Source organism: Mesorhizobium sp. M1399, from assembly GCF_040317735.1.
GTDB lineage: Bacteria > Pseudomonadota > Alphaproteobacteria > Rhizobiales > Rhizobiaceae > Mesorhizobium.
The window spans coordinates 226,495-253,027 of sequence record NZ_JAMYKZ010000005.1 but is presented as its reverse complement, the minus strand read 5'-3'; the positions used below and the strand labels follow the sequence as shown (position 1 = coordinate 253,027).

General features: G+C 61.5%; 26 protein-coding genes, 1 tRNA gene and 1 pseudogene. 9 read left to right on the top strand and 19 right to left on the bottom strand.

Going from position 1 to position 26,533, the window contains the following annotated elements; all coding sequences use genetic code 11:
* Positions 1 to 51: 51 nt before the first annotated feature.
* The 4 genes and pseudogenes from NKH05_RS10570 to NKH05_RS33110 all read right to left on the bottom strand — a co-directional run bounded on the left by NKH05_RS10570 (position 52) and on the right by NKH05_RS33110 (position 3,328).
* Positions 52 to 276, bottom strand: a complete 225-nt coding sequence (locus tag NKH05_RS10570) for a PaaI family thioesterase (RefSeq protein WP_352494851.1) — start codon at positions 274 to 276, stop codon at positions 52 to 54.
* 5 nt (positions 277 to 281) lie between these two features.
* On the bottom strand, positions 282 to 1,058 hold the full coding sequence (recO, locus tag NKH05_RS10565) for a DNA repair protein RecO (RefSeq protein WP_352788928.1): 777 nt from the start codon (positions 1,056 to 1,058) through the stop codon (positions 282 to 284).
* A gap of 115 nt (positions 1,059 to 1,173) precedes the next feature.
* Entirely contained in the window at positions 1,174 to 2,262 is a 1,089-nt protein-coding gene (locus NKH05_RS10560) for a porin (protein WP_352481853.1), read from the bottom strand.
* Positions 2,263 to 2,624: 362 nt separating this feature from the next.
* Positions 2,625 to 3,328, bottom strand: a pseudogene (locus NKH05_RS33110) (antitoxin Xre/MbcA/ParS-like domain-containing protein).
* Positions 3,329 to 3,677: 349 nt separating this feature from the next.
* On the opposite strand from NKH05_RS33110, the gene NKH05_RS10545 reads away from it, so the two are divergent.
* Together NKH05_RS10545 and NKH05_RS10540 are read left to right on the top strand one after the other, a co-directional pair.
* Entirely contained in the window at positions 3,678 to 4,481 is an 804-nt protein-coding gene (locus NKH05_RS10545) for a CPBP family intramembrane glutamic endopeptidase (RefSeq protein ID WP_352814816.1), read from the top strand.
* A gap of 105 nt (positions 4,482 to 4,586) precedes the next feature.
* The gene (locus NKH05_RS10540) at positions 4,587 to 6,083 is read left to right on the top strand and encodes a winged helix-turn-helix domain-containing tetratricopeptide repeat protein (protein WP_352856223.1); all 1,497 of its coding nucleotides are present in this window, start codon (positions 4,587 to 4,589) and stop codon (positions 6,081 to 6,083) included.
* Positions 6,084 to 6,128: 45 nt separating this feature from the next.
* Here NKH05_RS10540 and era read toward each other — a convergent pair whose 3' ends face one another.
* The 9 genes from era to rpoZ all read right to left on the bottom strand — a co-directional run bounded on the left by era (position 6,129) and on the right by rpoZ (position 13,629).
* A complete protein-coding gene (gene era, locus NKH05_RS10535; RefSeq protein WP_352814812.1) occupies positions 6,129 to 7,055 on the bottom strand; it encodes a GTPase Era in 927 nt (308 codons plus the stop codon).
* Positions 7,052 to 7,777 (bottom strand): ribonuclease III, encoded by a 726-nt coding sequence (gene rnc / locus NKH05_RS10530; RefSeq protein ID WP_031194250.1) that lies wholly within the window; start codon positions 7,775 to 7,777, stop codon positions 7,052 to 7,054. Before rnc ends, era begins: the two co-directional genes overlap by 4 nt.
* A gap of 4 nt (positions 7,778 to 7,781) precedes the next feature.
* Complete coding sequence (lepB, locus tag NKH05_RS10525) at positions 7,782 to 8,531, bottom strand: signal peptidase I (protein WP_023719884.1); 750 nt, start codon at positions 8,529 to 8,531, stop codon at positions 7,782 to 7,784.
* Positions 8,532 to 8,608: 77 nt separating this feature from the next.
* Positions 8,609 to 9,022 carry a holo-ACP synthase gene (acpS, locus tag NKH05_RS10520; protein WP_023719885.1) on the bottom strand — a complete coding sequence of 138 codons (414 nt, stop codon included), beginning with the start codon at positions 9,020 to 9,022 and terminating at the stop codon, positions 8,609 to 8,611.
* Positions 9,019 to 9,600 carry a DUF2062 domain-containing protein gene (locus NKH05_RS10515; protein WP_352856220.1) on the bottom strand — a complete coding sequence of 194 codons (582 nt, stop codon included), beginning with the start codon at positions 9,598 to 9,600 and terminating at the stop codon, positions 9,019 to 9,021. Before NKH05_RS10515 ends, acpS begins: the two co-directional genes overlap by 4 nt.
* A 229-nt stretch (positions 9,601 to 9,829) precedes the next feature.
* Positions 9,830 to 10,210: a VOC family protein gene (locus tag NKH05_RS10510; protein ID WP_352856218.1), complete on the bottom strand. Its 381-nt coding sequence runs from the start codon at positions 10,208 to 10,210 to the stop codon at positions 9,830 to 9,832.
* Positions 10,211 to 10,223: 13 nt separating this feature from the next.
* Entirely contained in the window at positions 10,224 to 10,802 is a 579-nt protein-coding gene (gene pyrE, locus NKH05_RS10505) for an orotate phosphoribosyltransferase (protein ID WP_023719888.1), read from the bottom strand.
* An 86-nt stretch (positions 10,803 to 10,888) separates the two neighbouring features.
* Positions 10,889 to 13,117, bottom strand: a complete 2,229-nt coding sequence (locus NKH05_RS10500) for a RelA/SpoT family protein (RefSeq protein WP_352856216.1) — start codon at positions 13,115 to 13,117, stop codon at positions 10,889 to 10,891.
* A gap of 110 nt (positions 13,118 to 13,227) precedes the next feature.
* Positions 13,228 to 13,629, bottom strand: a complete 402-nt coding sequence (gene rpoZ / locus NKH05_RS10495) for a DNA-directed RNA polymerase subunit omega (protein WP_352481861.1) — start codon at positions 13,627 to 13,629, stop codon at positions 13,228 to 13,230.
* Positions 13,630 to 13,908: 279 nt separating this feature from the next.
* On the opposite strand from rpoZ, the gene NKH05_RS10490 reads away from it, so the two are divergent.
* Together NKH05_RS10490 and NKH05_RS10485 are read left to right on the top strand one after the other, a co-directional pair.
* On the top strand, positions 13,909 to 14,490 hold the full coding sequence (locus NKH05_RS10490; RefSeq protein WP_023719891.1) for a LabA-like NYN domain-containing protein: 582 nt from the start codon (positions 13,909 to 13,911) through the stop codon (positions 14,488 to 14,490).
* Positions 14,487 to 15,245, top strand: a complete 759-nt coding sequence (locus NKH05_RS10485) for a uracil-DNA glycosylase (RefSeq protein WP_245278617.1) — start codon at positions 14,487 to 14,489, stop codon at positions 15,243 to 15,245. Before NKH05_RS10490 ends, NKH05_RS10485 begins: the two co-directional genes overlap by 4 nt.
* Here NKH05_RS10485 and NKH05_RS10480 read toward each other — a convergent pair.
* The 4 genes from NKH05_RS10480 to dapA form a co-directional block, all read right to left on the bottom strand.
* The gene (locus NKH05_RS10480) at positions 15,195 to 15,716 is read right to left on the bottom strand and encodes a hypothetical protein (RefSeq protein WP_245278618.1); all 522 of its coding nucleotides are present in this window, start codon (positions 15,714 to 15,716) and stop codon (positions 15,195 to 15,197) included. The two genes, NKH05_RS10485 and NKH05_RS10480, sit on opposite strands and share 51 nt — an antisense overlap.
* 109 nt (positions 15,717 to 15,825) lie before the next feature.
* Positions 15,826 to 16,554, bottom strand: coding sequence for a GH25 family lysozyme (locus NKH05_RS10475; protein WP_352856214.1), 729 nt, complete (start codon positions 16,552 to 16,554; stop codon positions 15,826 to 15,828).
* Positions 16,555 to 16,661: 107 nt separating this feature from the next.
* Positions 16,662 to 17,141, bottom strand: a complete 480-nt coding sequence (gene smpB, locus NKH05_RS10470; RefSeq protein WP_023719895.1) for an SsrA-binding protein SmpB — start codon at positions 17,139 to 17,141, stop codon at positions 16,662 to 16,664.
* Between the two features lie 25 nt (positions 17,142 to 17,166).
* Entirely contained in the window at positions 17,167 to 18,048 is an 882-nt protein-coding gene (gene dapA / locus NKH05_RS10465; protein WP_023719896.1) for a 4-hydroxy-tetrahydrodipicolinate synthase, read from the bottom strand.
* A gap of 225 nt (positions 18,049 to 18,273) precedes the next feature.
* Between dapA and NKH05_RS10460 the strand changes: the two genes are divergently transcribed.
* Together NKH05_RS10460 and NKH05_RS10455 are read left to right on the top strand one after the other, a co-directional pair.
* A complete protein-coding gene (locus NKH05_RS10460) occupies positions 18,274 to 20,307 on the top strand; it encodes a lytic transglycosylase domain-containing protein (protein ID WP_352856254.1) in 2,034 nt (677 codons plus the stop codon).
* A 399-nt stretch (positions 20,308 to 20,706) separates the two neighbouring features.
* Positions 20,707 to 21,600, top strand: coding sequence for an alpha/beta fold hydrolase (locus NKH05_RS10455; protein WP_352856212.1), 894 nt, complete (start codon positions 20,707 to 20,709; stop codon positions 21,598 to 21,600).
* 306 nt (positions 21,601 to 21,906) lie between these two features.
* Here the strand turns inward: NKH05_RS10455 and NKH05_RS10450 are convergent, their stop codons facing one another.
* Both NKH05_RS10450 and NKH05_RS10445 read right to left on the bottom strand, forming a co-directional pair.
* The gene (locus tag NKH05_RS10450; protein ID WP_198030509.1) at positions 21,907 to 22,965 is read right to left on the bottom strand and encodes a site-specific integrase; all 1,059 of its coding nucleotides are present in this window, start codon (positions 22,963 to 22,965) and stop codon (positions 21,907 to 21,909) included.
* Between the two features lie 236 nt (positions 22,966 to 23,201).
* Positions 23,202 to 24,386 (bottom strand): porin, encoded by a 1,185-nt coding sequence (locus NKH05_RS10445; RefSeq protein ID WP_023719899.1) that lies wholly within the window; start codon positions 24,384 to 24,386, stop codon positions 23,202 to 23,204.
* A 449-nt stretch (positions 24,387 to 24,835) separates the two neighbouring features.
* On the opposite strand from NKH05_RS10445, the gene NKH05_RS10440 reads away from it, so the two are divergent.
* From NKH05_RS10440 to NKH05_RS10430, 3 genes are all read left to right on the top strand, one after another.
* Positions 24,836 to 24,926 (top strand) — tRNA-Ser (locus tag NKH05_RS10440).
* Positions 24,927 to 25,020: 94 nt separating this feature from the next.
* Entirely contained in the window at positions 25,021 to 25,272 is a 252-nt protein-coding gene (locus tag NKH05_RS10435; protein WP_023721031.1) for a GIY-YIG nuclease family protein, read from the top strand.
* 98 nt (positions 25,273 to 25,370) lie between these two features.
* Complete coding sequence (locus NKH05_RS10430) at positions 25,371 to 26,522, top strand: porin (RefSeq protein ID WP_352481864.1); 1,152 nt, start codon at positions 25,371 to 25,373, stop codon at positions 26,520 to 26,522.
* Positions 26,523 to 26,533 lie beyond the last annotated feature (11 nt).

The following is a 26,533-nucleotide window of genomic DNA, read 5'->3' as shown; positions in this document are numbered from 1 at the left end:
ACATTCAATGTTCAGTGACATTCAAATGCGGCGGCCAGACGGCCGGTCCATTCAACGTGCCGCCAGATTGGCCGCCGGAAAGATCGAGCACGTTTCGGTGCCGAAAGCCAGCAGCTTGCCGTTGGCATCCTTCAGCGCCGCTTCCGAAACCGCCAGCGTGCGGCCCTTGTGCACCACTTTGCCCTCGCACACCACCTCGCCGGTCCCTGGGGTGATCGGCCGCGTCAAATGATGTCGAGGCCGAGCAGCGAAACCCGACCGGGATAGGAGTTCCATTTCGCTCACCTGATGGCTTCGCCGATGGCGGTTTCCCCGGCAAATGCCTTGCCGCCCGCATAATGCTTGCGCAAGGCGGCGAGGAAGCCGGCGCGGGCGCCGGGTGGTTCGATACCGCGCGGCTCGTAGACATGGCGGGTCAAAAAGAAGCCGGTCAGCCGGAAGGCGTCGTCGATCGCCGCCGGATCGGCGCGCAGGCCCGAACCGCGCTGCAGGAAGGCAGGCAGCGCCAGCATCTTGTCGCGCCACGGCGCGCCCGCCGCCCGCGACACGGCGCGGCCGGATTTCGGCGAGACGTAGGCAAGGTCCTGCCTGGTGCCGGTCGCCGCACACTGGCTGAGATCGAGGCCGAAACCGAGTTCGTCGAGAACCAGCAGCTCGAAGCGGGCCACCAGCTCGCCGGCGGCATCGGCATCGTCGAGATGGGCGATCATGACCGCGAGCGTCTCATAGAGACCGCGATGGGCATCGCGCTCGGGCAGAAGACGCAAATGCGCGGCCATTGTCTGCAAGCCGTAAACGGCAACGGCGCTGTCCATCAGCCGGGCGGCGTTCATTTCGATGGCCTCGGCCTGGAAGGTGCCGAGATGTTCGTCGAGCCGCGCCCGCCACAACAGGTCGACGCGGTTGCCGGGCTGCAAGACCGGCTGCTGCTTGCGCGAACGGCCGCCGCGCACGAGACCGAGATGGCGGCCATGCGCACGTGTCATCACCTCGAGAATGGCGCTGGTTTCGCCATGCTTGCGGGTGCCGAGAATGATTCCCTCGTCGCGCCATTCCATGACCAGAGCTTGTCACCGGTTGCATGGCGAAATCAAGATGAGCGACTTATCCGCCGCAAGCCAAAACGGCCCGTAGCGTATCGCTACGGGCCGTTTTGGCGAGATCGTCGTTTGATCAGAACGAGCGCTGGAAGCGGAAGATGCCGCCGATTGCGTCGGCATCGTCGGCATCGAAATTGTCGTAATAATCGACTTCGGCGGTGATCGTGTAACCAGGAACGATGGTGTAGGCGACATTGGCCGCAACGGCGAAATCTTTGTCGTCGGTATAGGAGACCTGGGCGTTCAAAGAGGTCTTCTTGTTGACGGCATAGCTGCCGCCGCCCCAGACGGCAAAGTTGCCAGTCCACGGCTTGTAGAAGTTCTTTGCAACGTTGTCGTCGCTGCCGTAGCCCGCCATCACGAACAGGGTCAGGTCAGTAATCGGCTTGACGTCGAGGCGAGCTTTGCCGGCCCATTCTTCCGACGTGCTGTTATAGGCGCCGACGGCGGTGATCGCACCCCAGTCACCCTTGTATTTCACGCCGCCGACGACAAACGGAACGTAGCTGTCGATCGACTGGTCAGCGCCGGAGCCTGTTTCGACCGAGGCGACTGCCGTAAAGCCGTTACCGCCGTCGAAATAGTAACTGATCAGGTTGGTGTCCTTGGTGCCGTACGGGATGATGGTGTCCTGGACGACGTTGCCGGCGTAGCCGATGAACGAATCATAGACAGTTTCATCCTTGCCGACGCGGAAACCTCCAAGCTGGATCCAGGCGAAGTTCAGGGTAACCGCCTTGTTGTCCTGCACGCTGAAATCAACACCGCTCACGGTGTGTTTGGTATTGCCGAAGTTGAAACGGGTCTCGGTGTAGGTCTTCAACGTGCCGAGCTCGGTTTCCTGGCCGGTCCACGTCTTCAAATTGAAGCGGGCATTCTTGTTCCAGGTCTGCTGTTCGTCACCGTCCATAAGGTCGTGGGTCGTCGCGCCGTCGAAAACGCGGCCACCGTCGCCGAAGCTGGCGTCATAGCGGACATAGCCGCCGATGCGCAGGCAGGTTTCGGTGCCGGGGATATAGAAGTAGCCGGCGCCGTAGACGTCGCAGATCTTGACGTATTCAGCGGGTTCCGGCTCGGCGACCACAACAGCGTCGGCGGCGCGCGCGCCGGAGACCGCGACGAATGCCGCGGCTGAGCCGAGAAGAAGGCTCTTGATATTCATTTTCTGACCTCTCCAGTCAAAGTTAAAAATGGCTTTGGATTCATGGGTTGAACGGCTGAACGCCTCACCCACGTCGAAAAAGGCGCGCACCGCACCCCCTCTTCAGGCGGCGAACATACTCATCCGCATTCCAGTCTCAATGACGATTCCAAAAATAATCAATGTTTGCATAACAGAAGAAATCCATGTTGCACAAATATCACGTCATATTTTATTCACGTTTGCTCCCGGCACAAACGAGACATTGTCACAATTGTACGAAACTATACTTATTCCATTAGCCGGCAAACCGGTCATAGTCCGGTTGACATTCCTTTTACGTGTTATTTTTTGGAATAGACTTCTAACGTTGGCGGCGAAAATCAAGCCAACTTCGCCATCGCTGCGTTCTGTGCGGCAAGAACGACTTCCGCCACCAGATCCTGTTTGAGCATTTCAATGGGAATACGTCCGGCAAGGCCGGGCGCAGGGCCGACCAGCCACGACCAGGCACGCCGCGGATCGGGCATCGCGGATAACACTTCGTTGATACCCGGAGCCGGCCTGCCGTCGACGAACTGCGCCAGAGGAAATACATGTTTGCGGCCACCGGTGCGCAACGCAACGACCTGCCGCTCCGCTGCCAGCGATGCAGGGTCGAGCGCGATATGCCGAGATTTTCCTGCAGGAAGGTCGACCCGGCGACCCGACCGGCCCAGTCCTCGACCCGCATCGCGTCGAGGTCGCCCGTTCCGGCCAGGGGTTGGATGTCTGCCCCTTGGCCTTCGTGCGCCGTCGACAGAGGCGTCCGGGTACGGCGTTCCGTCGCTTCGGCCGCCAATATCCGCACGAACCGCGACGCCATGCCGGGCAATCTTTCCTGCATGGTGTCGATCGCCCTGATGTCGGTCGGCGCAAGCAGGGCGACGGCGGCGGCAACGGCCCCGGCGACCCTGCCCGCTGCGACGACCGCATCGCTGTTCGTCACCTTGCCTTGCCGCGCCAGCACGCGCTCGATCTCAACAGCGACGGCGTTTGCAAACTCGATCTGACGGATGGGGTCGATGCGATTCCAAGTCCCGGTCATGTCCTAATCTGGCTGTTTGCCCGCCTGTTCCGGTTTGCTCGGAAGCGGGTCTTTCGCACAGCCTATAGGCAGGGTGTATGACGGAGAGACGACAAACGGGAACCACGCACGGTCGCAGTGTCGGCAGGTGCTCCAGCCGATCTAACTGACCGATTTTGCATGAAATATCGGAAATTTCTCAGAACCCGCTCAGGATTTCGGGTCGCGCCGGTGCCAATAAGAAACGGGTCGACCGACGTGGTCCACGCATAGCCTTCCCGGAATGATTCGGCCGGCTGTTCAAGATGCAAGTCGACCGATTGGGCAGCCCGGCGACCTCTCATTGTCATCTGCCCGTGAGAGGACCGACATGACTTCTTTCCTGCACCTGGTGCGACAGCATCAGTTGGCTGCCTTCTTTTCGTTGGCGCTTGCCCTGAGCTGGTTTGCCTTCATCCCGTTCTACCTGTCGAATGGCGATACCATTCCCTGGTTTACCTTCGGCCCGATGGTCTCCGGATTCGTTGTCGCAGCCCTTTCCGGAGGCTGGGCTTCGGTCAAGGCCATTCTCGCTTCCGTGGTGAAGTGGCGGGTATCTCCGCTGTGGTATCTGGTGGCATTCGGCCTGCCATTCGGCACGCAGCTTGCCTCGATCCTGGTCAATCCGCTGTTCGGCTCGGCGACGCCGGTCTGGAGCAACATTCCTGCTGTCACTGAGATACTGCCGATCATCGCGCTGTATGCGGTCTTCAGCGGCCCGCTTGGCGAAGAGCCGGGATGGCGCGGCTTTGCGACACCGCGGCTGATGGCCAGCCATTCAGCGCTGGCCGGAAGCCTGATCCTCGGCGCGATCTGGGCAATCTGGCATTTTCCGCTCGGCCTGGTCGGCGATCTCAGCGTCTACGGCACGATCAACGTCGTGCTGGCGGCAGTGGTGTTCACCTGGCTCTATCAGAACACCGGCAGTGTGCTTCTCGCCATTCTCATGCATGTCACCCATCAGAACAGCGTGCGCTTCCTGGGCAAGGTGTTCATCGACGCCGACCATGTGCAGCAGCAATGGATCGGTGTTGCGATCTGGGCGGTGGCTGCCGTCGCCATCGTTGTCTTCTACGGTACCGAAAGCTTCGTCCGCAGGTCGGCAACGCAGCCCACCCTCGCTGGCACCGTCTAATTTGCGGCGCCCAAATCAAAAGCCGCTTTCGGCGGCGACAGACCTTGACCCAGCCCTCCAGCCGTAGGCCAATAAAGGCACGGCTTCAGGGAGCGGGCCGTCTCGATGGCGGGTTCGGCCACTGACCAGGTTTTTCAGTTTGGCGGTTTCACGCTCGATCTGGGCAAAGGTACGCTCGGCCGGGCCGAACAGCCGGCCTTCCTGCGGCCGAAAGCCTACGCATTGCTGACGCATCTCGCCCGCCATATCGGCCGTGTGGTGCCGAAGTCGGAACTGATGGATGCGGTCTGGCCGGGTGTTTTCGTCACCGAGGATTCGCTGACGCAGTCGATTCGCGAGATCCGCAAGGTGCTCGGCGAGGAAACTATACGGACCGTATCGAAGCGCGGCTACATGCTGATCCCTGAAATCGAACCGGTGCCCGAACCCGGCGCACAGCCGATCGTGGCGGTGCTCAGGTTCCGCAATGACAGCGCCGATCCGGCCGACGAAGCGATCGTCGACGGTATTGCCGAAGACATTATCAACGGCCTCGCCCGCTTCGACACGCTGACGGTCCTGGCGCGCAATTCGAGCTTCTCGTTTGCCTCATATTCGCCCAGTGAATGGCCTGTCGTGCGTTCGCGCATCGGCGCCGATTATCTCATCGAGGGTTCGGTGCGCCGGCACGCAGACAGCATCGTCTGTGCGGTCAATCTCGTTGACGCAGCCAGCGCTTCCCAGCTCTGGGGGGATCGCTACCAGGCCGATTACGCCGGGCTGTCCGCCATCCAGCAGGAGATCGTCGAAAAGATCGTCGGCCGGCTGGTGGTTCGGGTGAACAATGCCGGCCTGCAACGTGCCTCGCGGCAGCCGGTAGCCAGCCTCGCCGCCCATGATCTGGTGCTGCGCGGCGTCGCTTTGCTGCGCGATCCGGCGCAAAGCGAACTGAAAGAAGCGGCAGCGTTTTTCGAAGCGGCGATCGTCAGAGACCCGGCCTATGGCCTCGCTTACACCTATCTGGCGCTGTCGCATGTGCTTAACAGCGAATTCGGACCCACCAGCGACGCCGTTCTGACGAAGGCCCGCGACCTGGCCGACGGGGGCATCGCATTGTCGCCGGACCAGGCAACGGCACACCGCATCCAGTCGCTGGTACGGCTCAATATGCGTGAGCACGAGGCGGCCGAGCATCACTTGCGCATCGCGCTCGAGCTCAATCCGGGCGACGCGGACTGTATCGAGCAGATGGGGCATCTGTTGACGATGCGCTGCCGGCCGCTCGACGCGCTCGCCTGGCTGGCACGCGCCATCCGCATCAACCCGCTGCACCCTCATTGGTATCAGTACGATCGCGCGCTCGCGCTATACATGCTGGGCGAATACCGCACGGCTGCCGAGGCGCTGGAGCTGGCGACGCGATCGAGGCCATGGATCCGCACCCGGCTTGCCGCCTGTTACGCTCAGCTGGGCGAGATGCAGGCGGCAAGGCGCCAGACTGCGCTGATCAGCGCTGACGGCTCCAATTTCTCGCCGCTCGACCATGCAAGAACGGGCATCCCCTTCGAAAACGCCTCCGATGCCGAACATCTTGCCGACGGCGTGTCGCTGGCACTTGGGTAATCCTGAGGCGGCCAACAGGCCGCTCGGCGGATCGCCCAAACAGGCTCAGTGCGGAAATTCGAGCCCCATTTCACGGTAGCGCTCGGGATCGTCGCCCCAGTTCTCGCGCACCTTGACGAACAGGAAGAGGTGCACCTTCTGCTCGAGTATGCCTGATATTTCCATGCGCGCGGCCTGGCCGATGGCGCGGATCGTCTCGCCCTTATGGCCGAGCACTATCTTTTTCTGGCTGTCGCGCTCGACATAGATTGTCTGGTCGATGCGCACCGAGCCGTCCTTCTTCTCTTCCCATTTCTCGGTCTCGATGTGGGAGGAATAGGGCAGTTCCTGATGCAGCCTGAGATAGAGCTTTTCGCGGGTGATCTCGGCCGCGAGCTGGCGCATCGGCAGGTCGGAGATCTGGTCTTCCGGGTAGTACCAGGGTCCGGCCGGCAAGGCCTCGGCGAGATAGTCGAGCAGGTCCTTGCAGCCGGATCCGGTCAGCGCCGAAACCATGAAGGTGCGCTTGAACGGCACCCTTTCGTTGGCTGCCGCCGACAATGCCAGCAACGTCTCGTGCTTGACCCGATCGACCTTGTTGAGGATCAACACCATCGGCTGCCGGACATCCTTCAGCCGCTCGAGGATGGCGTCGGCATCGCCCCGGATACCGCGCTCTGCATCGATCAAGAGCAACACGATATCGGCGTCCTTGGCACCGCCCCAGGCTGTGGTCACCATCGCGGTGTCCAACCGGCGCTTCGGCTTGAATATGCCCGGCGTGTCGACGAAGACGATCTGCGCGTTGTTGTGGGTGGCAATGCCGCGCACGATGGCGCGCGTGGTCTGCACCTTGTGCGTCACGATCGATACCTTGGCGCCGACCAATTGGTTGACCAGCGTCGATTTCCCCGCATTGGGCGCGCCGATCAGCGCGACGAAGCCGGAGCGGGTAGCGGGAGCTTCTGTTGCCGGAGCTTCGGTGGCGGTCATGCGGCACTCCCTTGATTGAGCCAGACGCCTTCCCGCTGCAGAAGTGCCGCGGCTGCAGCTTGCTCCGCCTCGCGCTTGGAGCGCCCGCTGCCGGTCGCTGGCGGATAGGCGCCGACCTTGACGCTGACGGTGAACAGCGGATCGTGGTCCGGTCCCTCGCGGCTGTCGATTATGTAAACCGGCACCGCGCCTGCCGCCTGATGCGCCCATTCCTGAAGTTCGGTCTTCGCATCGCGGCGGGCGGCATCGATGGCTTGTGAGCGCGGTTGCCAGTACCTGTGGATGAAGGCACGGGCCGCTTCCAACCCGCCGTCGAGATAGAGCACGGCGATGAGCGATTCCAGTGCGTCGGCGCGCAGATTGACGCGCTTGCGCCCATCGAGGCCGCGTACGTCCGAACCGGCGCGAATGAGTTCCGGCAGGCCGATCTCCTCGGCGATTTCCGCCAGGGCCTCGGCGTTGACCAGGGCGTTCAATCTGAGCGACAGCTCACCCTCGGCAGCGTCGGGAAATGCCGCCAGCAGCATATCGGCAACGACAAGGCCGAGAACGCGGTCGCCCAGGAATTCGAAACGTTCGTAGTCGATACCGGCATGACTGCCGCGAGCGCTGGCATGGGTCAGCGCCCGCTGCAGGCGTTGGTGGTCGCCAAAACTGTGGCCGGTGCGCTCCTTGAGCGCCTCGGCGAGCGCATCTGCGGTCAGCCGTTTTGTCGCCGCCATGGTCCTAATTGACGAAATGGAACAGGCGCGAGGCTCGCATCTGCGACGGCCATTTCCAGATTTCGAGCGGGCTGGCGCTTCCGCCGATCGAGAAGAAGATGAGGTTGGCGCGGCCGACCAAATTCTCTTCCGGCACGAAGCCGACGGTGAAGCGGCTGTCGGACGAGTTGTCGCGATTGTCGCCCATCATGAAATAGTGACCGGGCGGCACCTTGAACTCTTTGGTGTTGTCGCCGATCGAAGCCTGTGTCAGGTCGAGCGTGTCGTAGGTGACGCCGTTCGGCAGCGTCTCGCGATAGACATCGACCGGCCCGTTCTCCTCGGTGATGTCGTGGTTGTCGATCTGCCCGACCTTGACGCGCGGCACAGCGACGTCATTGATGAAGAGCTGGCCATCCTTGACCTGGATCTTGTCGCCCGGCAGGCCGACGACGCGCTTGATATAGTCGACGGAAGGGTCCGGCGGAAACTTGAACACCACCACGTCGCCGCGCTTCGGCTCGGAGCCCCAGATGCGGCCCGAAAAGATGTTCGGCCCGAACGGCAGCGAGTAGCGGGAGAAGCCGTAAGACCATTTGGTGACGAAGAGATAGTCGCCTTCGAGCAAAGTCGGCCGCATCGAACCGGACGGGATCGAGAACGGCTGGAACAGGAGCGTGCGGATGACCAGCGCAAGCAGCAGGGCCTGGACGATGACGCTGACGGTTTCGCCAAGTCCGCCGGATTTCTTCTGGGTTTTTTCAGCCACGCTCATGTCGTCCTCGATTGTGCGTTGGATGGTATAGAGTCTCGGCGCGCGCTGGGCAACGTCATGCCGGTCGTCAGATGCAATCAATGTGGCGCTTCTTCGACCGGCAACGCTTCAATGATCACAAAGGCTTGAGCGAGCGGAAAATCATCGGTGATGGTGAGGTGGATCACGGCGCGGTGCCCTTCAGGCAGGATTTCGTCCAGCCGCGCTGCCGCCCCGTTGGTCAGCGCCATGGTCGGCTTGCCGCTGGCCAGGTTGACGACGCCCATATCGCGCCAGAACACACCCTGCGCCAGACCGGTGCCCAATGCCTTGGCGCAGGCCTCCTTGGCAGCGAAACGCTTGGCATAGGAGGCCGCACGCGCCGCGCGGTTTTCGGAGCGCGCCTGTTCGATCTCGGTGTAGATGCGTTGGATGAAGCGCTGGCCATGACGTTCCAGCGACTTCTCAATGCGTCTGATGTCGATGAGGTCGCTGCCGATACCGATAATCATTCGGCGGGAACTTCCGGCCCGGTTTTTCCGGTCTTTGCGGCTCTTTCGGCCAGACGCTTGCGGCGCTGCTCGTGGAAAGTGACCATACCCCAGCGGGTAATGCCGTAAAACAGCAGGCCGAAAACCAAGCCAAGCGGTATTGCGCCAATGGTCATCGGCTTAAGCACCGGTCCCCACAACTGCGCAAAGGAAAGATTATGCAGCATGTCGCCGAGATGCGCGGGTGGGCCATGCGCCGGCAGGTGTTCATGCAGGATCAGCTTGCCGACCTCCCAGGAGGCGGCCCATAGCAGCGGAAAGGTCAGGGGATTGCCGAAGACCGTGCCGAGTGCTGCCGCCACCAGATTGCCGGCGATCAGCCAGCACAGCATGGCGGCAATGATGAAGTGGAAGCCAAGCGGGAAAAACGACGCGAATACGCCCGCCGCAACACCGGCGGCCACGGCATGCGGCGTGGCCCTAAGCCGCAGGATGCGCTTGGAAAGATACCGCAGCGAGCGCGAGAACGAGCGGCGCGGCCACAAATAAGTACGCACCCGCTCGAAAAAACCATCAGGCTTGCGCCGTCGAAAAAGCACTCTGTTCCTGTTCCTAGTTCCATCAATGGCTTCGCGCCGGCTTTTCCCAGCCGGGGCGCGACAGCCCTATGCTGCGCTTTGCGGTCACCGAAAGGCAACTACGACTTTGATATAGCGATGTGCTAGCCGAAGAACAACGAGGCCGACGGCATCCGCTCGGTCGCCACTTGCGGCAGCCTTGGGTATCGCCATTCTGAACAGGGCATGATCGCGGCGAATTTGAGGAGCCTCAGGAACGATACTCGCTGACCTCGACGAGGTTGCCGTCCGGGTCACGGAAATAGACCGACATCATCGGGCCACGGGCGCCGATACGCTCGACCGGGCCGACCTCTATGGCTACGCCGTTGGCCGCGAGGCTGGCGCATATCTCGGTGAGCGGCCGGGCGGCAACAAGACAGAAATCCCCAGAGCCGGGAGTCGGCGCCTTGGCCTCCGGCTCGAAGGTGCGCCCGACCTCATGCACATTGATCTTTTGCGTTCCAAACAGCAGCGCCGTTGGTCGGTCCGGCTCGTCGAGGCGCTTGAAGCCAAGCACGCGCTGATAGAAGGCGCAGCTATCGTCTACCGAACGAACTGTCAGCACGAAATGATCGATGCCGGTGATCACGGCGGCGGCTCCGTTATAAATTGCGGCTGCCCGGCTTGATCGCCGGTATGGCGGCAAGCTCGGGCGGCAGCCTGTCGGCCGGATAGGCCGGAACCTCGTATTCGGCGAGCGCGATCAGCGGCACGCCGACATCGGTCTTGCCGGCCGAGCGGTCGATAATGCATGCAGCGGCAACGACTTCGGCGCCAAGGCCGCGCAGGCAGTCGATGGTCTCGCGGATCGACAGGCCGGTGGTGACGATGTCCTCGACAATGACAACGCGCGACCCCTTGGCGATTTCGAAACGGCGGAGCCTGAATTCGCCCCCTTCCCGCTCGACCCAGATCGCCGGCGCACCAAGATGGCGCGAGGTCTCATAGGCCGGGATCAGCCCGCCGATCGCTGGGCCGACGACATAGTCGATCCTGCCGGGAACGCCAGCGCGGATCTTTTCGGCCAGCGCCTTGCACAAGCGCTCGGTCTTGTCGGCATGCATGAAAACGCGCGCCTTTTGCAAAAAGACCGGGCTGCGCAGGCCGGACGTCAGGATAAAATGCCCTTCGAGAACGGCGCCGGCCTCGCGGAAAATGCCCAGCACTTCGTCGGTATTCATCGTTCGCTCCATGTCATGGTGAATAGTGAATGGTGAATAGTAGTGAGTAGTGAGAGCACCCTCTTTCACTATTCACTATTCACTATTCACCCATTCACGCGTCGCGCGTCGCTGACGCTCGAATTGTCCTTTAGCTGCGACAGCAGCCGGTTCAAGTGCTTAAGATCCCACACTTCGAGATCGATCAGCATTTCGGTGAAATCGGGCGCGGTGCGCACCATCGATAAAGTGTGGATGTTGGCATCGTTGGATGCGACGACCTGCGCAATGTCGGCCAGCGAACCCGGTGCGTTGATGGCGGTGACCGAGACACGCGCCGGGAACCGCTCCTTGGTGCGCTCGTCAATATCCCAGCGCACGTCGATCCAGCGCTCGGGCTGGTCGTCAAAGGCCTGCAACGCCGGCGACTGGATCGGATAGATGGTGATGCCGGTTCCCGGCTGCACGATGCCGACGATGCGGTCGCCGGGCACCGCCCCCTCCGGCGCGAAGCGCACCGGCAGATCGCCGCGCACACCGCGGATCGGCACCGCATCGTCACGCGGCTGGTTCTTGTCCTTGCGTGCGGCGCGGCCCGGAATCTGGAACAGCATGCCGGCGGCGTTGCGGATCTTCGACCAGCCCTCCTCGCGCTGCTTGGGCGCGACCAGCGTGACGCGCTCGTCCTTGTAGTCAGGAAATACCGCCTTCATGACATCGGTGGAGGCAAGTTCGCCACGGCCGACCGAGGCCAGTACATCCACTATGTCCTTGCGCGCCAGCCGGTGCAGCACCGGCTTCAGGTTTTCCTTGGTGAAGGTCTTGCCGGACCGTTCGAAGGCGCGCTCAAGAATGCGGATACCGAGACCCGAATATTGCTTGCGGATAGCGTTCTTGGTGGCACGGCGGATGGCCGAGCGCGCCTTGCCGGTAACGACCACCGATTCCCACGCCGCCGGCGGCACCTGCGCCTTCGAGCGGATGATCTCGACCTCGTCGCCGTTCTTCAGCTCCGTCATCAACGGCATGATGCGGCCATTGACCTTGGCGCCGACGCAAGTGTCGCCGACATCGGTGTGGACGGCATAGGCAAAGTCGATCGGCGTGGCGCCGCGCGGCAGCGCGATCAGCATGCCTTTCGGCGTAAAGCAGAACACCTGGTCCTGGAACAGTTCCAGCTTGGTGTTTTCGAGAAAGTCCTCGGGATTGTCGCCTTCGGCAAGCTGCTCGATGGTGCGCCGCAGCCAGGCATAGGCATTGGTCTCCTTCGAGATCGCATGGGCGGCACCATTCATCTTGCCGCCGGTATCTTTATAGATCGAATGAGCGGCGACGCCGTATTCGGCGATCTTGTTCATCTGGTAGGTGCGGATCTGTAATTCGACGCGCTGGCGCGACGGGCCGACGATGGTGGTGTGGATCGAGCGGTAGTCGTTCTGCTTCGGCGTCGAGATGTAGTCCTTGAAGCGGCCGGGCACCATCGACCAGGTGGTGTGGATGGCGCCGAGCGCGCGATAGCAGTCCTCCACCGTCTCGACAACGACGCGGAAGCCGAAAATGTCGGACAGCTGTTCGAACGACAGCGCCTTGGCTTCCATCTTGCGGAATACCGACCACGGCTTCTTCTGCCGGCTCTTGACCTCGGCCTTGATCGAATATTTGTCGAACAGCGTGGACAGCGCCTTCTCGATCTCGGACAGCACGCCCTTGTTGCGCTCGAAGATTTCGGCGAGCCGTGCGGTGACGGCGCGGTAGGCTTCGGGATTGATGAAGCGGAAGGCGATCTCCTCCAGCTCCTCGCGCATGCCTTGCATGCCCATGCGGCCGGCCAGCGGCGCGTAGATGTCCATCGTCTCTTCGGCAATGCGCAGGCGCTTGGCTTCCGGCACATGGTCGAGGGTGCGCATATTGTGCAGGCGGTCGGCGAGCTTGACCAGAAGCACACGCACATCTTCCGAGATCGCCAGCAACAGCTTGCGCAGGTTCTCCGCCTGCTCGGCCTTCTTCGAGACGAGGTCGAGCTTCTTCAGCTTGGTCAGGCCTTCGACCAGCTTGCCCATTTCCGGACCGAACAATTCGTCGATCTCGGCCCTGGTCGCCGTGGTGTCCTCGATCGTGTCGTGCAGCAAGGCAACGGCAATCGTCGCCTCGTCCATGTGCATTTCGGTGAGGATGGCGGCGACTTCGAGCGGATGCGAGAAATAGGGATCGCCGGAGGCGCGCTTCTGGTGGCCATGCTTCTGCATGGCGTAGACATAGGCCTTGTTGAGCAGCGCCTCGTTGACGTCAGGCTTGTAGCGCTGGACGCGCTCGACAAGCTCATACTGACGCATCATGGCGGGATCTCGCAATGCTGAAATGAATCATGCGCCGCACTGGCGTACGGCGCATGTCATAGATAGCCACGAAACTGCCGACGCGAAAGTGTCGGCAGTTGTTGCTAAGATCAATAATCGTCGCTTTTTTCCGGCGGTACCAGCCCTTCGATGCCGGCCAACAGGTCTTCTTCGGTCATGCGATCGAAGGTGACGTTGTCCTCGGCGTCGTCGGCATCGGTGGCCGCAACAGTGCTGCCGGTCTGGTCGGCAATCGCCTCGCCATCGGCTTCCGGCTCGTCGACCTCGACATGCTTCTGCAGCGAATGGATGAGATCTTCCTTGAGGTCGTCCGGCGATAGCGTCTCGTCGGCGATTTCGCGGAGCGCAACGACCGGATTCTTGTCGTTGTCGCGAGGTACGGTAATCTGCGCGCCCTGGCTGATTTGACGGGCGCGGTGGCCGGCCAGGAGCACCAGCTCGAAGCGGTTGTCGACCTTGTCGATGCAATCTTCAACGGTTACGCGGGCCATGAGTTGCCCCTTTCATGCCTGGATTTGATGGAAAACAGGCGCGGTCCATAACCCGAACGCCGCCAAAATACAAGCTTTTATGGCGGTGCCCAGCTCTGACGCGGGCCGCCTGCGACGACGCAGCGCCGATCACAATTGCTTGCGGTGCCGCATGGTGCCTTGGATTGCCGTAAAACTGGCGTTATCTCGAACGATGAAGGCCAACAGGTCTATTATCAGACCGGCCGATAGTCGCCACGCATTTAGACGACCGCTTATTTCGAAAAAGGACATTTTTCCATGTTCGATCCTCGTGAAAAAATCGCTCTCTTTATCGACGGTGCCAATCTCTACGCCACCTCGCGCGCGCTGGGCTTTGACATCGACTACCGCAAACTTCTGTCGAGCTTCCAGAAACGCGGCTATCTGCTGCGCGCTTATTACTACACCGCGCTGGTCGAGGATCAGGAATACTCCTCGATTCGGCCGCTGATCGACTGGCTAGATTATAACGGCTTCAAGGTGGTGACCAAGCCAGCCAAGGAATTCACCGACTCGACCGGCCGCCGCAAGATCAAGGGCAATATGGATATCGAGCTGACCGTCGATGCGCTCGAGCTCGCCGATGTCGTCGACCATTATGTCATCTTCTCAGGTGACGGCGATTTCCGCACGCTGGTCGAGGCGCTGCAGCGGCGTGGGCGCAAGGTCTCGATCGTCTCGACCATGGCATCGCAGCCGCCGATGATCTCCGATGACCTGCGCCGCCAGGCCGACCATTTCATCGACTTGATGGCGCTCAAGAATGAAGTCGGCCGCGATCCGTCGGAGCGGCCGGTACGCCGGTCCGAGCCGGCCGAAGTCGACGAGGAAGACTATTGACGGTCGTTGCCTTGACCGCGCCCCTGGCCGCCTCTCCCGAACCCGATCGCGACTGCCCGCTTTGTCCGCGGCTGCACGACTTCATCGCCGAGTGGCGGCAGCGCGAGCCGTCCTGGTTCAACGCGCCAGTGCCGACCTTTTTGCCGCCGGAAGGCGAGGATGCGGTGCGCTTGCTGATCGTCGGGCTGGCGCCTGGCCTGCGCGGCGCGAACCGGACGGGGCGCCCCTTCACCGGCGATTTTGCCGGTGATCTGCTCTACAATACGCTGATCGCGCACGGCTTTGCGCGCGGCGAATTCAAAGCGCGACCAGATGACGGGCTGGAGCTTGTCGGTACGGCGATTACCAATGCGGTGCGCTGCGTGCCGCCGGAGAACAAGCCGGTTGGTGCCGAGATAGCCACCTGCCGGACGTTCCTGGTACCGACGATCGCCCGATTTCCAAACCTGCGCGCCGTGCTGGCGCTGGGCTCGATCGCGCACCAGTCGACCGTGCGGGCGCTCGGCCAGCGCGTCGCCGCCTATCCGTTCCAGCATGGTGGGCAGCAGCAGGCCAATGGCATCGCGCTGTTTTCCAGCTATCATTGCTCGCGCTACAACACCAATACGGGCGTACTGACGCAAGCCATGTTCGTCAACGTTTTCAGTCAGATAGAAGCTTTTCTGAAGACTGAGAGCCGGACGACGCCCGCCGGCGCACAAGCCCTAGATTCGGGTGATCGCGAACAACCAGGCCAAGAGATCCAGCAACCATAGTAACAGTGCAAGCTGCAGCGCGACGCGCAGGCGTTGGATGATCCGCCAATTGCTGGCCATGTCGGATTTGATGCGCAGCGCAAGCGCTCGGTGCATCCCATCCATGGTTGCGGGAGGATGCTGATCGACGAAATCCTGGAGCAGCTTCTCGGGATCGAAACGGAACGTATAGTTATAATATGGCCACACCATAATCGCGACCAGCAGTCCGATAAGAAAAAGCAATGTCAGCGCCAGCCAGTCCCAAGGCCCCACGCCATCCAGGAGCGCCCTGCCCCCAAGGAGAGAACTCGCGAACGCAGTTGCAAAAATCAGATTTCCAGCGCGCGTATTGAGACTTTCAACCACGCCCTGCTGGTGTTGGAGGCCACGCACCGCCTCCGCATAGACAAACGCCAGGCGGGGATCCCCACCGTCCGTCGCAGCAGGCGGGGCGTTGCTGTCATTGGCTGATGAAGGGCGCTCCGGCATCAAATGTACTTAGCACGGCGCCGCCTGCGATATGAATAGCCACCTTGGCGAAGGCTTCGTCGTTCCCGTCATCGCCCACTGAGGGTGCTCTCGCTGGACAGGAATAGCGTCAATCCGACGCCGTCGCTTCAGGCGCTGCGGCAAACAACGCGGCCAGCGTCGCCGGCCCGCCTTGGAGAACATTCAGGTCGACGTCGCCGCTGATGCCGTCGACGCGGCCCCGGTTGTGGTACTGCCAGTAAATCCAGTCGTCATGGCCTGGCCGCAGCGCCAGCGAACGCAGCCAACGCGGGCGGCCGGCTATCTGCCCGGCATAGGCTTGCGCGGCCTCGTCGGTCACATAGAGGATCGCCGTCTTGCCGAACGCTGCTTCGACCGGGCCGAGGAAGGCTGAGAGTTCGGCGCTCAACTGTTCGGGAGTTGGCCGCTGCGGGCAATTGCCGCCGAACTCGATGTCTACCACCGGCGGCAGCAAAGGCTGATCGCGCGGCACCACCGAGATGAAGTTGCGTGCCTGATCGGCACCCGGCCTGCAGAAGGTGAAGAAGTGATAGGCACCGACGGCAAGGCGGGCGGCGCGGGCCGCACGCAAATTGGCGGCGAAGGCATCGTCGACATGGTCGCCGCCTTCCGTTGCCTTGATAACGGCGAAGGCGACATCGTCGGCTGCAACACGCCGCCAGTCGATCTGCCGCTGATGATGGGAAACGTCGATGCCCCTGACCGGATATTTGCCGCGGTCCGGAGAAAACGTCTGGAAGTAGGTATAGCCGCCGGCCAGGACGAGGCCCGCCAGGAGCAGACCGGCCGCGCCCCACAAGACGACCCGGTTTTTCAACAGAGACCTATCCCCATTGGTCCGCCCCTGCCCTCCGCTATGGCTCCGGGCGTTCTTCGCTCGAAAAGCCAAATCACTGGCTTTTCGTCCGCTTCGCGGACCTCTCCTCACCCTCGCTCTTTCAGCAGCCGGCCCTTCTCGCGCGACCAGTCGCGCTGCTTTTCGGTCTCACGCTTGTCGTGCAGCTTCTTGCCGCGGCCGACGGCGAGCAGCACCTTCGCCCGCCCTTGGTCGTTGAAATAGATCTTTAGCGGCACCAGCGTCATGCCTTCGCGGTCGACGCTCTGCGACAGCTTGGCCATCTCGCGCTTGTTGAGCAGGAGTTTGCGGCGTCGGCGCGGCTCGTGGTTGAAGCGGTTGGCCTGCAGATATTCCGGCAAATAGGAGTTGATCAGCCAAATCTCGCCGCCCTCGACCGAGGCATAGCTGTCCTGGATATTGGCCTGGCCCTGGCGCAGCGACTTCACTTCGGTACCGGTCAGCACCAGGCCGGCCTCGATCGTGTCGAGCACCTCATAGGAAAACCGCGCCTTGCGGTTTTCCGCAACGGTCTTGTTGTTGGGATCGGCTTTTCTGACTTGATTCATGATGCGGAGAGGTGGCGCCTCATCCCTAATTTATCAAGCCGGCGTGCTTCATCGCCGCGTCGATCTTCTCGGCGGTCGACGGCTCGACCGTCATTAGCGGCGAGCGCAGCACGTTCTCGACCTTGCCCAGCTTCGACAGCGCATATTTCGCGCCGGAAACGCCGGGTTCCAGGAAAATCGCCTTGTGCAGTGGCAACAGACGGTCCTGCAGGTCGAGCGCCTTGGCGCTGTCGCCGGAAAGCGTCGCCTCCTGGAATTCGGCGCAGAGTCTGGGCGCGACATTTGCCGTCACCGAGATGCAGCCGACGCCGCCATGCGCGTTGAAGCCGAGGGCCGAGGCGTCCTCGCCGGAGAGCTGGATGAAATCCTTGCCGCAGGTGGCGCGCTGCTCCGAAACCCGCTCGACCTTGCCGGTGGCATCCTTGACGCCGACGATGTTCTTGAAGTCGTGCACCAATTGCCCCATCGTCTCCGGGCTCATGTCGACCACCGAGCGGGGCGGAATGTTGTAGATGATGATCGGCAGGCTGGTAGCCTTGGCGACGGCGGCGAAATGCGCGTAGAGGCCGCGCTGCGTCGGCCTGTTGTAATAGGGCGTGACGACAAGGGCCGCGTCGGCGCCCGCCTTCTCGGCATACTGGACCAGGCCAACCGCCTCTTCGGTGTTGTTGGAGCCGGCGCCGGCAACGATAGGAACCCGGCCCTTGGCGACCTCGATGCAGACCTTGACGACTTGGCGGTGCTCGTCATGCGACAGCGTCGGCGACTCGCCTGTGGTGCCGACCGGGACCACGCCCGTCGTGCCTTCGGCGATCTGCCAGGCGATGAAGGCGCGAAAGGCTTTCTCGTCGAAACGGCCGCTCTTTTCGAACGGTGTGACGAGCGCGGTCAGCGAGCCTCTCAGCATGTCGTCCAACTCCTTGGGGACTTTCGGGTTTGTCGTGCGCGCCTTCTAGCCGAAAGCGAAGCGGCGCACCATAGTCTCGACATTGTTGCGCGGCAAGCATTGCGCCAGCAATTGCAATTCGAATGACCTCGAGAAGGTTTTCTTTACGGGCCCTTCATCACAGACGAGTAAGCTTCAATTCATCTGTGTCTGTTGTAGCGTCGAAGAACGGGGATGACCAAATCCATGCCGATCAGGCGGCCTCATCTTTTCGCGCTTATCGGCGCGATCGTCGCCCTGATTCCCGGCGCGGCGATCGGCAGCAGCGTCGATGTGCAGGTTACGTCGGCGATTCCGATGACCGAGCCGCAGAACGATGCGGTGCAGCAGTCCCCGTCCGCGAGCGTCGCGGTGCTGAAGAGCGGTCTCGATGCGCTGGCGGCAAACGACATTGCGCGCGCGCGCCAGGTGCGCGAAGCGCTGCCGGCCAAATCGCTCGACCGGCACATCCTTGCCTGGGCGATCGCGCTCTATGGCGGCGACCAGGTGCCGAGCGGCGACATCGCCGATGCGGCAAAGATGCTGCCGAACTGGCCGGGTACGATCGCCTTGCGCAGGAACAGCGAGCGCGCGCTCTATCGCGAGAACCCCACGCCGCAGATCGTGGTGCGGGCGTTCGACGGCAGCCAGCCGCTGACCTTCGAGGGCGTGCTGATCCTGGCCCGCTCCTATGTAGCGCTGGGCGATACCAAGGCGGCGCGCTCGGTGCTGTCGCCATTCTGGCGCACCGAAAAGCTCGAAGCCAGGGACGAGGCGGCGGTCATTCGCGAGTTCGGTGCGCTGATCCCGGCCGCCGACCATCGCTTCCGCATGGAGCGCATGTTTTATGCCGACCGGGTCGCTTCGGCGCTGCGCGTCGCCGGTCTCGCCGGCGCCCAGCAATTGGCCGATGCCTGGGCGGCGGTCACCAAAGGCGACAAGAACGCGGCCAAGCTGCTGAAGGCGGTGCCGGCAGCGCAGCGGGCGGCCGGCTATCTCTTTGCCGAAGCCGAATATCTGCGCAAGCAGCAGAAATTTTCCGACGCCGCCGCGCTGGTGATGAAGGCGCCGGGCGACCGCGACGCTCTGGTCGATCCGGACGCCTGGTGGGTCGAGCGCCGGGTGCTGTCGCGCGAGCTGGTCGACCAGAGCGACATGAAGACCGCCTACAGAATAGTCGCCGCGCATGCCGCCGAAAGTCCCGCCAATGCTGCCGAGGCGGAATTCCATGCAGGCTGGTACGCGCTGCGCGGCCTCAACGACCCGAGCATCGCCGCCAGGCATTTTGCGCGAATCGCGGAGCTCGCCCAAGGGCCGATGTCGCTGTCGCGCGCCTATTATTGGCTCGGCCGCGCCGCCGAAGTCGGCGGCCCCGGCAATGCCAAGGATTATTTCAGCCGCGCCGCAAGCTACGGCACGACCTTTTACGGCCAGCTCGCCGGCGAGCGCGTCGGCCGGCAGACCCTCAACATCGTCTACCCACAGCCAAGTGCCGCCGACCGCCAGAATTTCGCCACCCGCGAGGCGGTCAGCGCCATCAAGCGGCTGCAGGAGGCCGGCTATGACCGCTATGCCGAGACGCTCTACCGCGACCTCGCCGGGCAGCTGAACAACCCCGGCGAACTGGCGCTGCTTGCGGTGTTGGCGGAAAGACAAGGCAACCATTTCATGGCGCTGAAGATCGGCAAGATCGCCGGCGCCCGCGGCATCGATGTCGGCGCGCTGTCGCATCCGCTCGGCGTCATTCCCGACACCGCCAACATCTCCGGCTCGGGCAAGGCGCTGGCCTATGCGATTGCCCGCCAGGAAAGCGAGTTCAACATCGGCGCAATCTCCAGCGCCGGCGCGCGCGGACTGCTGCAACTAATGCCAGGCACCGCCAAGCAATTGGCGAAGAAGGCCGGCATGACATTTTCTCAGGCCCGGCTGACCACCGATGCCGGCTACAATGCAACGCTGGGCGCTGCCTTTCTCGGCGAGCAGCTCGGCCGTTTCGACGGCTCCTACGTGCTGACCTTCGCCGGCTACAATGCCGGCCCCGCCCGCGCCGCCCAGTGGGTGGCGAAATACGGCGATCCGCGCGGCAAGGACGTCGATGCCGTCGTCGACTGGATCGAGCGGATTCCCTATACGGAAACAAGAAGTTACGTCCAGCGCGTGATGGAGAATTACGAGGTCTACAAGATGCGTATCTCCGGCAAGTACGACATTGTCGGGGATCTGGTGAACGGCCGGGGGTGACGACCGGGCTTCAAGCCAAGTTTGCCGGTTACAGCGTATTTTGTTCTTGCTTTGTGCCGGCAGCTATGCTACTAATTTAACTATAGTGCTGATTCGCACCGACGACCCGCCCAACGAGGCGGGTTTTTGTTTCAGGCTTTGAAAGTTCCGGACGTCGAGTTGGCGGACAGCGGCCCGCCCTGTCCTGCCGGACATCTCCCCAAGGGTCCCACCAGGGGGGAGATCGGCAGCTTCGTGGACAGTGCCTTTCTGCATCCGGCGAAACTTGGCGAAAGCGACGATGACAGCCAATCTCCCCCTTGAGGGACCCTGCAACTTCGGCGCCTCCCCTATTTGACCCTACCGGCCCCTCGCCTGTAGCAGTTGAAACAAGCCAGCAGCGAGAGGAACGGAGTCCACATGGCAACCGAGCAGGGTTTCTCCGATTTCTTCTACGCCGCGCCGGACGGGCTGTCCCTGCACGCCCGCATCTACGGCGAAGCGAATTCCGGCCGCTGGCCAGTCGTTTGCCTGCCCGGCCTGACCCGCAATTGCCGTGATTTTCACGAGCTGGCGCTTTATCTGTCGACGCAGGCGAAGCGCAAGGTCGTCGCTTTCGACTATCGCGGGCGCGGGCAGTCCGCCTACGATGCCGATATCGGCCATTACAATATCGGCATCGAAGCTGGCGATATTCTCGCCGGGCTGGCGGCGCTGAGCATGGAGGAGGCTGCCTTCATCGGCACGTCGCGCGGCGGACTGATCATCCATGTGCTCGGGGCGATGCGGCCGGCCGTGCTGAAGGCCGTCGTCCTCAACGACATCGGCCCGGTGATCGAGACGCAAGGTCTCGCCCATATCCGCTCCTATCTCGACCCCGCGCCCAGGCCGAAGGCGTACGCAGAGGTGGTCCGCGGCCTGCGCAGCACCCATGGCGCCGATTTTGCGGCGCTGACCGATGCGGATTGGGAGCGGACGGCGTCAGCCCTCTACCGCGAGACCGAGGAGGGATTTCTGCCCGATTTCGATCCGAAACTGATCGATACGCTGGCGGGCCTCGATCCTAGCCGGCCGCTGCCCGATCTTTGGCCACAGTTCGACGCGCTGGCGGCCATCCCAATGCTCGTCATACGCGGCGCCAACTCGAAGCTGCTGTCCGCCGAAACGCTCGAGCAGATGCGGACGCGCCATACCGATATCGAGACGATCACCGCTGACGGCCAGGGGCATGCACCGTTTTTGGAGTCCGGGATCCTGCCGGGCAGGATCGCTGGTTTTTTCGATCGGGTGGAGCGGCGGAGCGGTTGGAAGTAAAACCACGGTAAGTTTAAGTAACTCTCTGCCTTATCTTGTACCTGTGAAGCATTCTGGCAGCGATTAACAGCTATGCTGGCGTCCCGGAGAATAATTGTTGGATGTCGGCGCCGCCCCTCATCCGCCTGCTGGCACCTTCTCCCCGTGTAGTGACGGGAGAAGGACAGACGGCCGCAACGCTGACGAACTCCCCTCTCCCCGTTTTTTCACGGGGAGAGGGTAAGGGTGAGGGGCAGCGCCGACTTGATGTATTGGCCTGCAATCCGTTGTCAGATCGACCGACTTACGCCAGATCCACCCAAACCGTCAGGATTTGGCGCTTCTCTTCGCGGGCTTTGGTGCCTTGCTTGCGGCCGGCTCACCTTTTGGTTCCCGCCTTGCCGAAGGTGGAGAGGACAACGGACTTGCCCCGCCGTCGTCCGAACCACTGTACCGCGGCGTCTCAAGCACGGTGACGCAACCGTCGAGATCGTTGGTGGCCAGATGGGCGTAGCGCATGGTCATGGACAGCGTCTGGTGGCCGAGCCACATCTGCACACGCCTGATATCGATGCCGCCCTGGACGAGACGCGAGGCGCATGTATGGCGCAATATGTGCGGCACGACCTGATCGTCGGCGCCAAGCCCGACTTCGGCCTTGGCATCGTTCCAGATGGCACGAAACTGCGCCTGGCTAAGCTTGGTGAACGGGCCTTTAGGCCGGCGGCCCTCGGTGGCCGGCAGCTTGATCACCTCTTTTACCCGCTCGGTCATCGGGATGGTGCGGCTGCGGCCGGACTTGGTGATCCAGAAACTGACGCGGTGCTCCTGGATATCGTTCCAGATCAAGCCCAGCGCTTCGCCGAGGCGGCAACCGGTGTCGACGAGAAAGACGGAAAGCCGATAGGCGTCCTCGCTGCGGCTTTTGATGGCGGCAAACAGCCGAGCCTCCTCGTCCCTTTCGAGGAAACGAATCCGTCCCGCCCGCTCTTTCTGGCGGCGGAACTCGGGCAGGCTGTGGATATCCCCCATCTTGTGAGCCTTGCGCAGCAGTTTGCTGAGGGCAGCCATCTTCCGGTTGATGGTTGCGTTGCTGTTGCCGCGCTGGCGCAAGGTGCCGATAAGGTTGTCGAGGGTGCTTTGGTCAAAGGCGCTGAAACGCTCCCCAAGGAGAATCTCGTCTATTTCGCCGATGAACGAGCTGACATTGTACTTATGCCGCCCATCATCCCAAAGTATATCCCGGTATGCTGAAAAAAGTTCTCCGATCCTGTGCGACTTTACTTCTCGTATCTTGTTGTAACTGTATTTTATCTTTGCAGTTTGAGAAGAAAACATCGAAAAATGATCAGAGGTCCCTCCCTCTTGAATCGCATCGTTCGTCATTATTCGCCACACCCCCGAGTGGATAGGCCTAGACCTACCTGCTTGGCGGTGCCCTTTCAAGAGTTTTAAGCGTTGCGGCCGATTTCATCCACCAGTGGTGGATCCCAACGACATCGTTCCACAACCCTGTTCAGCTACCGAACCCCCTTTTCCTTCTGTTTGCTACCAGTCGCGAAAATAAAACAGCCCGGGCGTTGAAGCGCCCGGGCTGGATTTCAGTTGCTTAAGTCCAGCCCTTAGAACGAGCGCTGGAAGCGGAGGACACCGCCGATGCTGTTTTCGTCGGTAGCACCGGTCCAATTGTCGAAATTGTTGTCACCGAAGTGCAGGTAGTCGACTTCGGCCGTGATCGTGAAGCCGGGAACGATGTCGTAGGCAATGTTCGCCGCGATGCCGACGTTCTCGCCTTCGTCATACGCCGCCTGAAGGTTGAACGAGGTCTTCTCGTTGATGGTGTAAGTGCCACCACCCCAAACTGCCCAGTTGCCGCTCCACTGCTTGTAGAAGTTGCGTGGGATATTGTCGTCCGAACCGTAGCCGGCCATCAGGAACAGCGTCAGGTTCTGCATCGGCGTCACGTCCAGGCGAGCCTTGCCTGTCCATTCTTCCACTGCGCTGTCATAGGCAATGACGCCCGAGATCGAACCCCAGCCCTGCGTGTATTTCACGCCGCCGACGACATATGGAACATAGCTGTCGATCGAATCGTGACCCAGGTGGAGCGCGGTGTTGTCGTCGTTGAGGATAAAGCCTTCACCGGTTTCCAACGACGCCACGGCCGAGAAGCCGTTGCCGGCATCGAAGTAGTACTGGATGACGTTGGTGTCGAAGCCGCCGTAGGGAACCAGCGTATCGTTGATGACGTTGCCGGCGTAACCGGTGAACGTATTGAAGGCCGTTTCGTCCTTACCGACGCGGAGACCACCGAGCTGGATCCAGGCGAAGTTCAGCGAAACGCCTCTGCTGCCAAAGCTGGAGAATTGTGCATCAGGGGTGGCCGGGTTGCCGTCGAGATCGACCCCGTGATAACCGGTTCCCCAGTTGAAGCGGGTCTCGGTGTAGGTCTTCAAGGTGCCCATCTCGGTTTCCTGGCCGGTATAGGTCCTCAGCGTGAAGCGAGCCTGCTTGAAATAGCCGTCGTTGACATCGTCCCTGCCTTCCAAGGCTTCCGAAAGGTCTTGGTAACGGGCACCAGTGAACGCGCCCGCATCGCCGGCGGAGATGTCATAGCGGACGTAGCCGCCGATGCGCATGCAGATTTCGGTGCCGGGGATGTAGAAGTAGCCAGCGCCGTAGACGTCGCAAATCTTGACGTATTCAGCGGGTTCCGGCTCGGCGACGACGACGGCGTCGGCGGCGCGCGCACCGGAAACTGCGATCAGTGCCGCAGCGGAGCCGAGAAGAAGGCTCTTGATGTTCATTTTCTGACCTCCAGTCAAAAGTTAAAAAACGGGTCTGGGTATTCTTTGCTGAAGGACAGCGTTCCCTGCCCCATCCCCACTACCGAAAAAGATGCGCACCGCGCCGCTCCTTCAAACCCGACATTACCCATGAGACGGCGGCGTTCAACCACGATCGTACCGGCAAAAGGTTTGTGTTGGCGCTATACCCCGGCGTTGTTGCACAAATGACACGATTTGGCCTCACTCCGAAAGCTCCCGTTAACCAACAGCCCTTCGCAAGCCGTTGCAAACGGCGGATTCCGGCGATGGTCGGCCCGAAATGTGACCATGGCGCGAGTCGCGAACCAGGGAATCGCCGCAGAATCGCCACATCGCTGGGCGGCGCTTTGGCGAAGGGTCGATTTTTCAAGGATAATACCGCCAGCTTGTTGATTGTGCCGGCGCTTTTCTTTATCCACCGGCGCAACGGAGAGGTGGCCGAGTGGTCGAAGGCGCTCCCCTGCTAAGGGAGTAGAGGTCAAAAGCTTCTCGTGGGTTCGAATCCCATCCTCTCCGCCACCCTACGCCCTGCGGGCTTCGGGTGGCAGGCCACCCGGAACCGCATTTTGGGCGTAGGGTGTCGCCCGAAGCTACGAAGTAGCGTAGGGGGACTATGTGGTACGTCTATTTCCTGCAACTTCGTAACGGCGATGTCTACGTCGGGTCGACCAACGACCTTCGGCGCCGCTTCGAATCGCATCGATCAGGCTATGTGACTTCGACCAAGGCCTATCTGCCTGTAACTTTGAAGTCCTACATCGGGGTTGAAACCGAGGCCAACGCACGGCAACTCGAGCGATATTTCAAGACCGGTTCAGGCAAGGCCTTCGCCAGTAAGCGTTTTTGGCGGACAGGGCCTCACTGACGGCCTTAGGACTTATCTATTTGAAAATATAAATAAAAACAGCCGAACGAGCTGCTTTTTGCCGACCTCCGCCCTCGATTCTGACTGGAGGTCAGAAAATGAACATCAAGAGCCTTCTTCTCGGCTCCGCTGCGGCACTGATCGCAGTTTCCGGTGCGCGCGCCGCCGACGCCGTCGTCGTCGCCGAGCCGGAACCCGCTGAATACGTCAAGATTTGCGACGTCTACGGCGCTGGCTACTTCTACATCCCAGGCACCGAAACCTGCCTGCGCATCGGTGGCTATGTCCGCTATGACATCGGCATCGGCGACGTCGGCTCCTTCGACGGTGCGAAGACCACGGACCAGATGGACGGCGGCTCGCAGGATACCTACTACAAGCACGCCCGATTCACGTTGAAGACCTGGACCGGCCAGGAAACCGAGCTCGGCACCTTGAAGACCTACACCGAGACCCGTTTCAACTGGGGTAACCACAACGATTATCTTGATGACAACTTTAACGGCGGTACGAGTGTTTCGCTGAACTTTGCCTGGGTCCAACTCGGTGGTTTGCGCGTCGGCAAAGACGAATCGGCCTTCGACACGTTCATCGGCTACGCCGGCAACGTCATCCAGGATACGCTAGTCCCCTATGGCGGCTTCGACACCAATGTCGTCCAGTACTACTTCGACGCCGGCAACGGCTTCTCGGCCGTGGCTTCGTTGGAAACCGGTTCGGGCAGTGCCGATGCGGATCCTGGCATTTTCCAAGACAGCAACAGCGGCAATGATTCGATCGACAGCTATGTTCCGTATGTGGTCGGCGGTATTAAATACACGCAGGGTTGGGGCTCGATCACCGGTGTTGCCGCCTATGACAGCACTTGGGAAGAGTGGGCCGGCAAGGTTCGCGTCGACGTTACGCCGATACAGAACCTGACACTGTTCGTCATGGCCGGTTACGGTTCGGACGACAACATCGACCGCAACTTCTATAAGCAGTGGGGCGGCAACTGGGCAGTTTGGGGTGGTGGCACCTACACCATCAACGAGAAGACCTCGTTCAACCTCCAAGCATCGGTTGACGACGACAAGAACTACGGCGTCGCCGCGAACATCGCCTACGATATCGTTCCCGGCTTCACGATCACTGCCGAAGTCGATTGGGCTCGCGACGGTCAGTTTGATAAAGCCTACGATCGCAACTGGACCAATGCCGACGACAAGGACAGCGTCGGCGGGATGCTGCGCTTCCAGCGCTCATTCTAACAATCCGAACC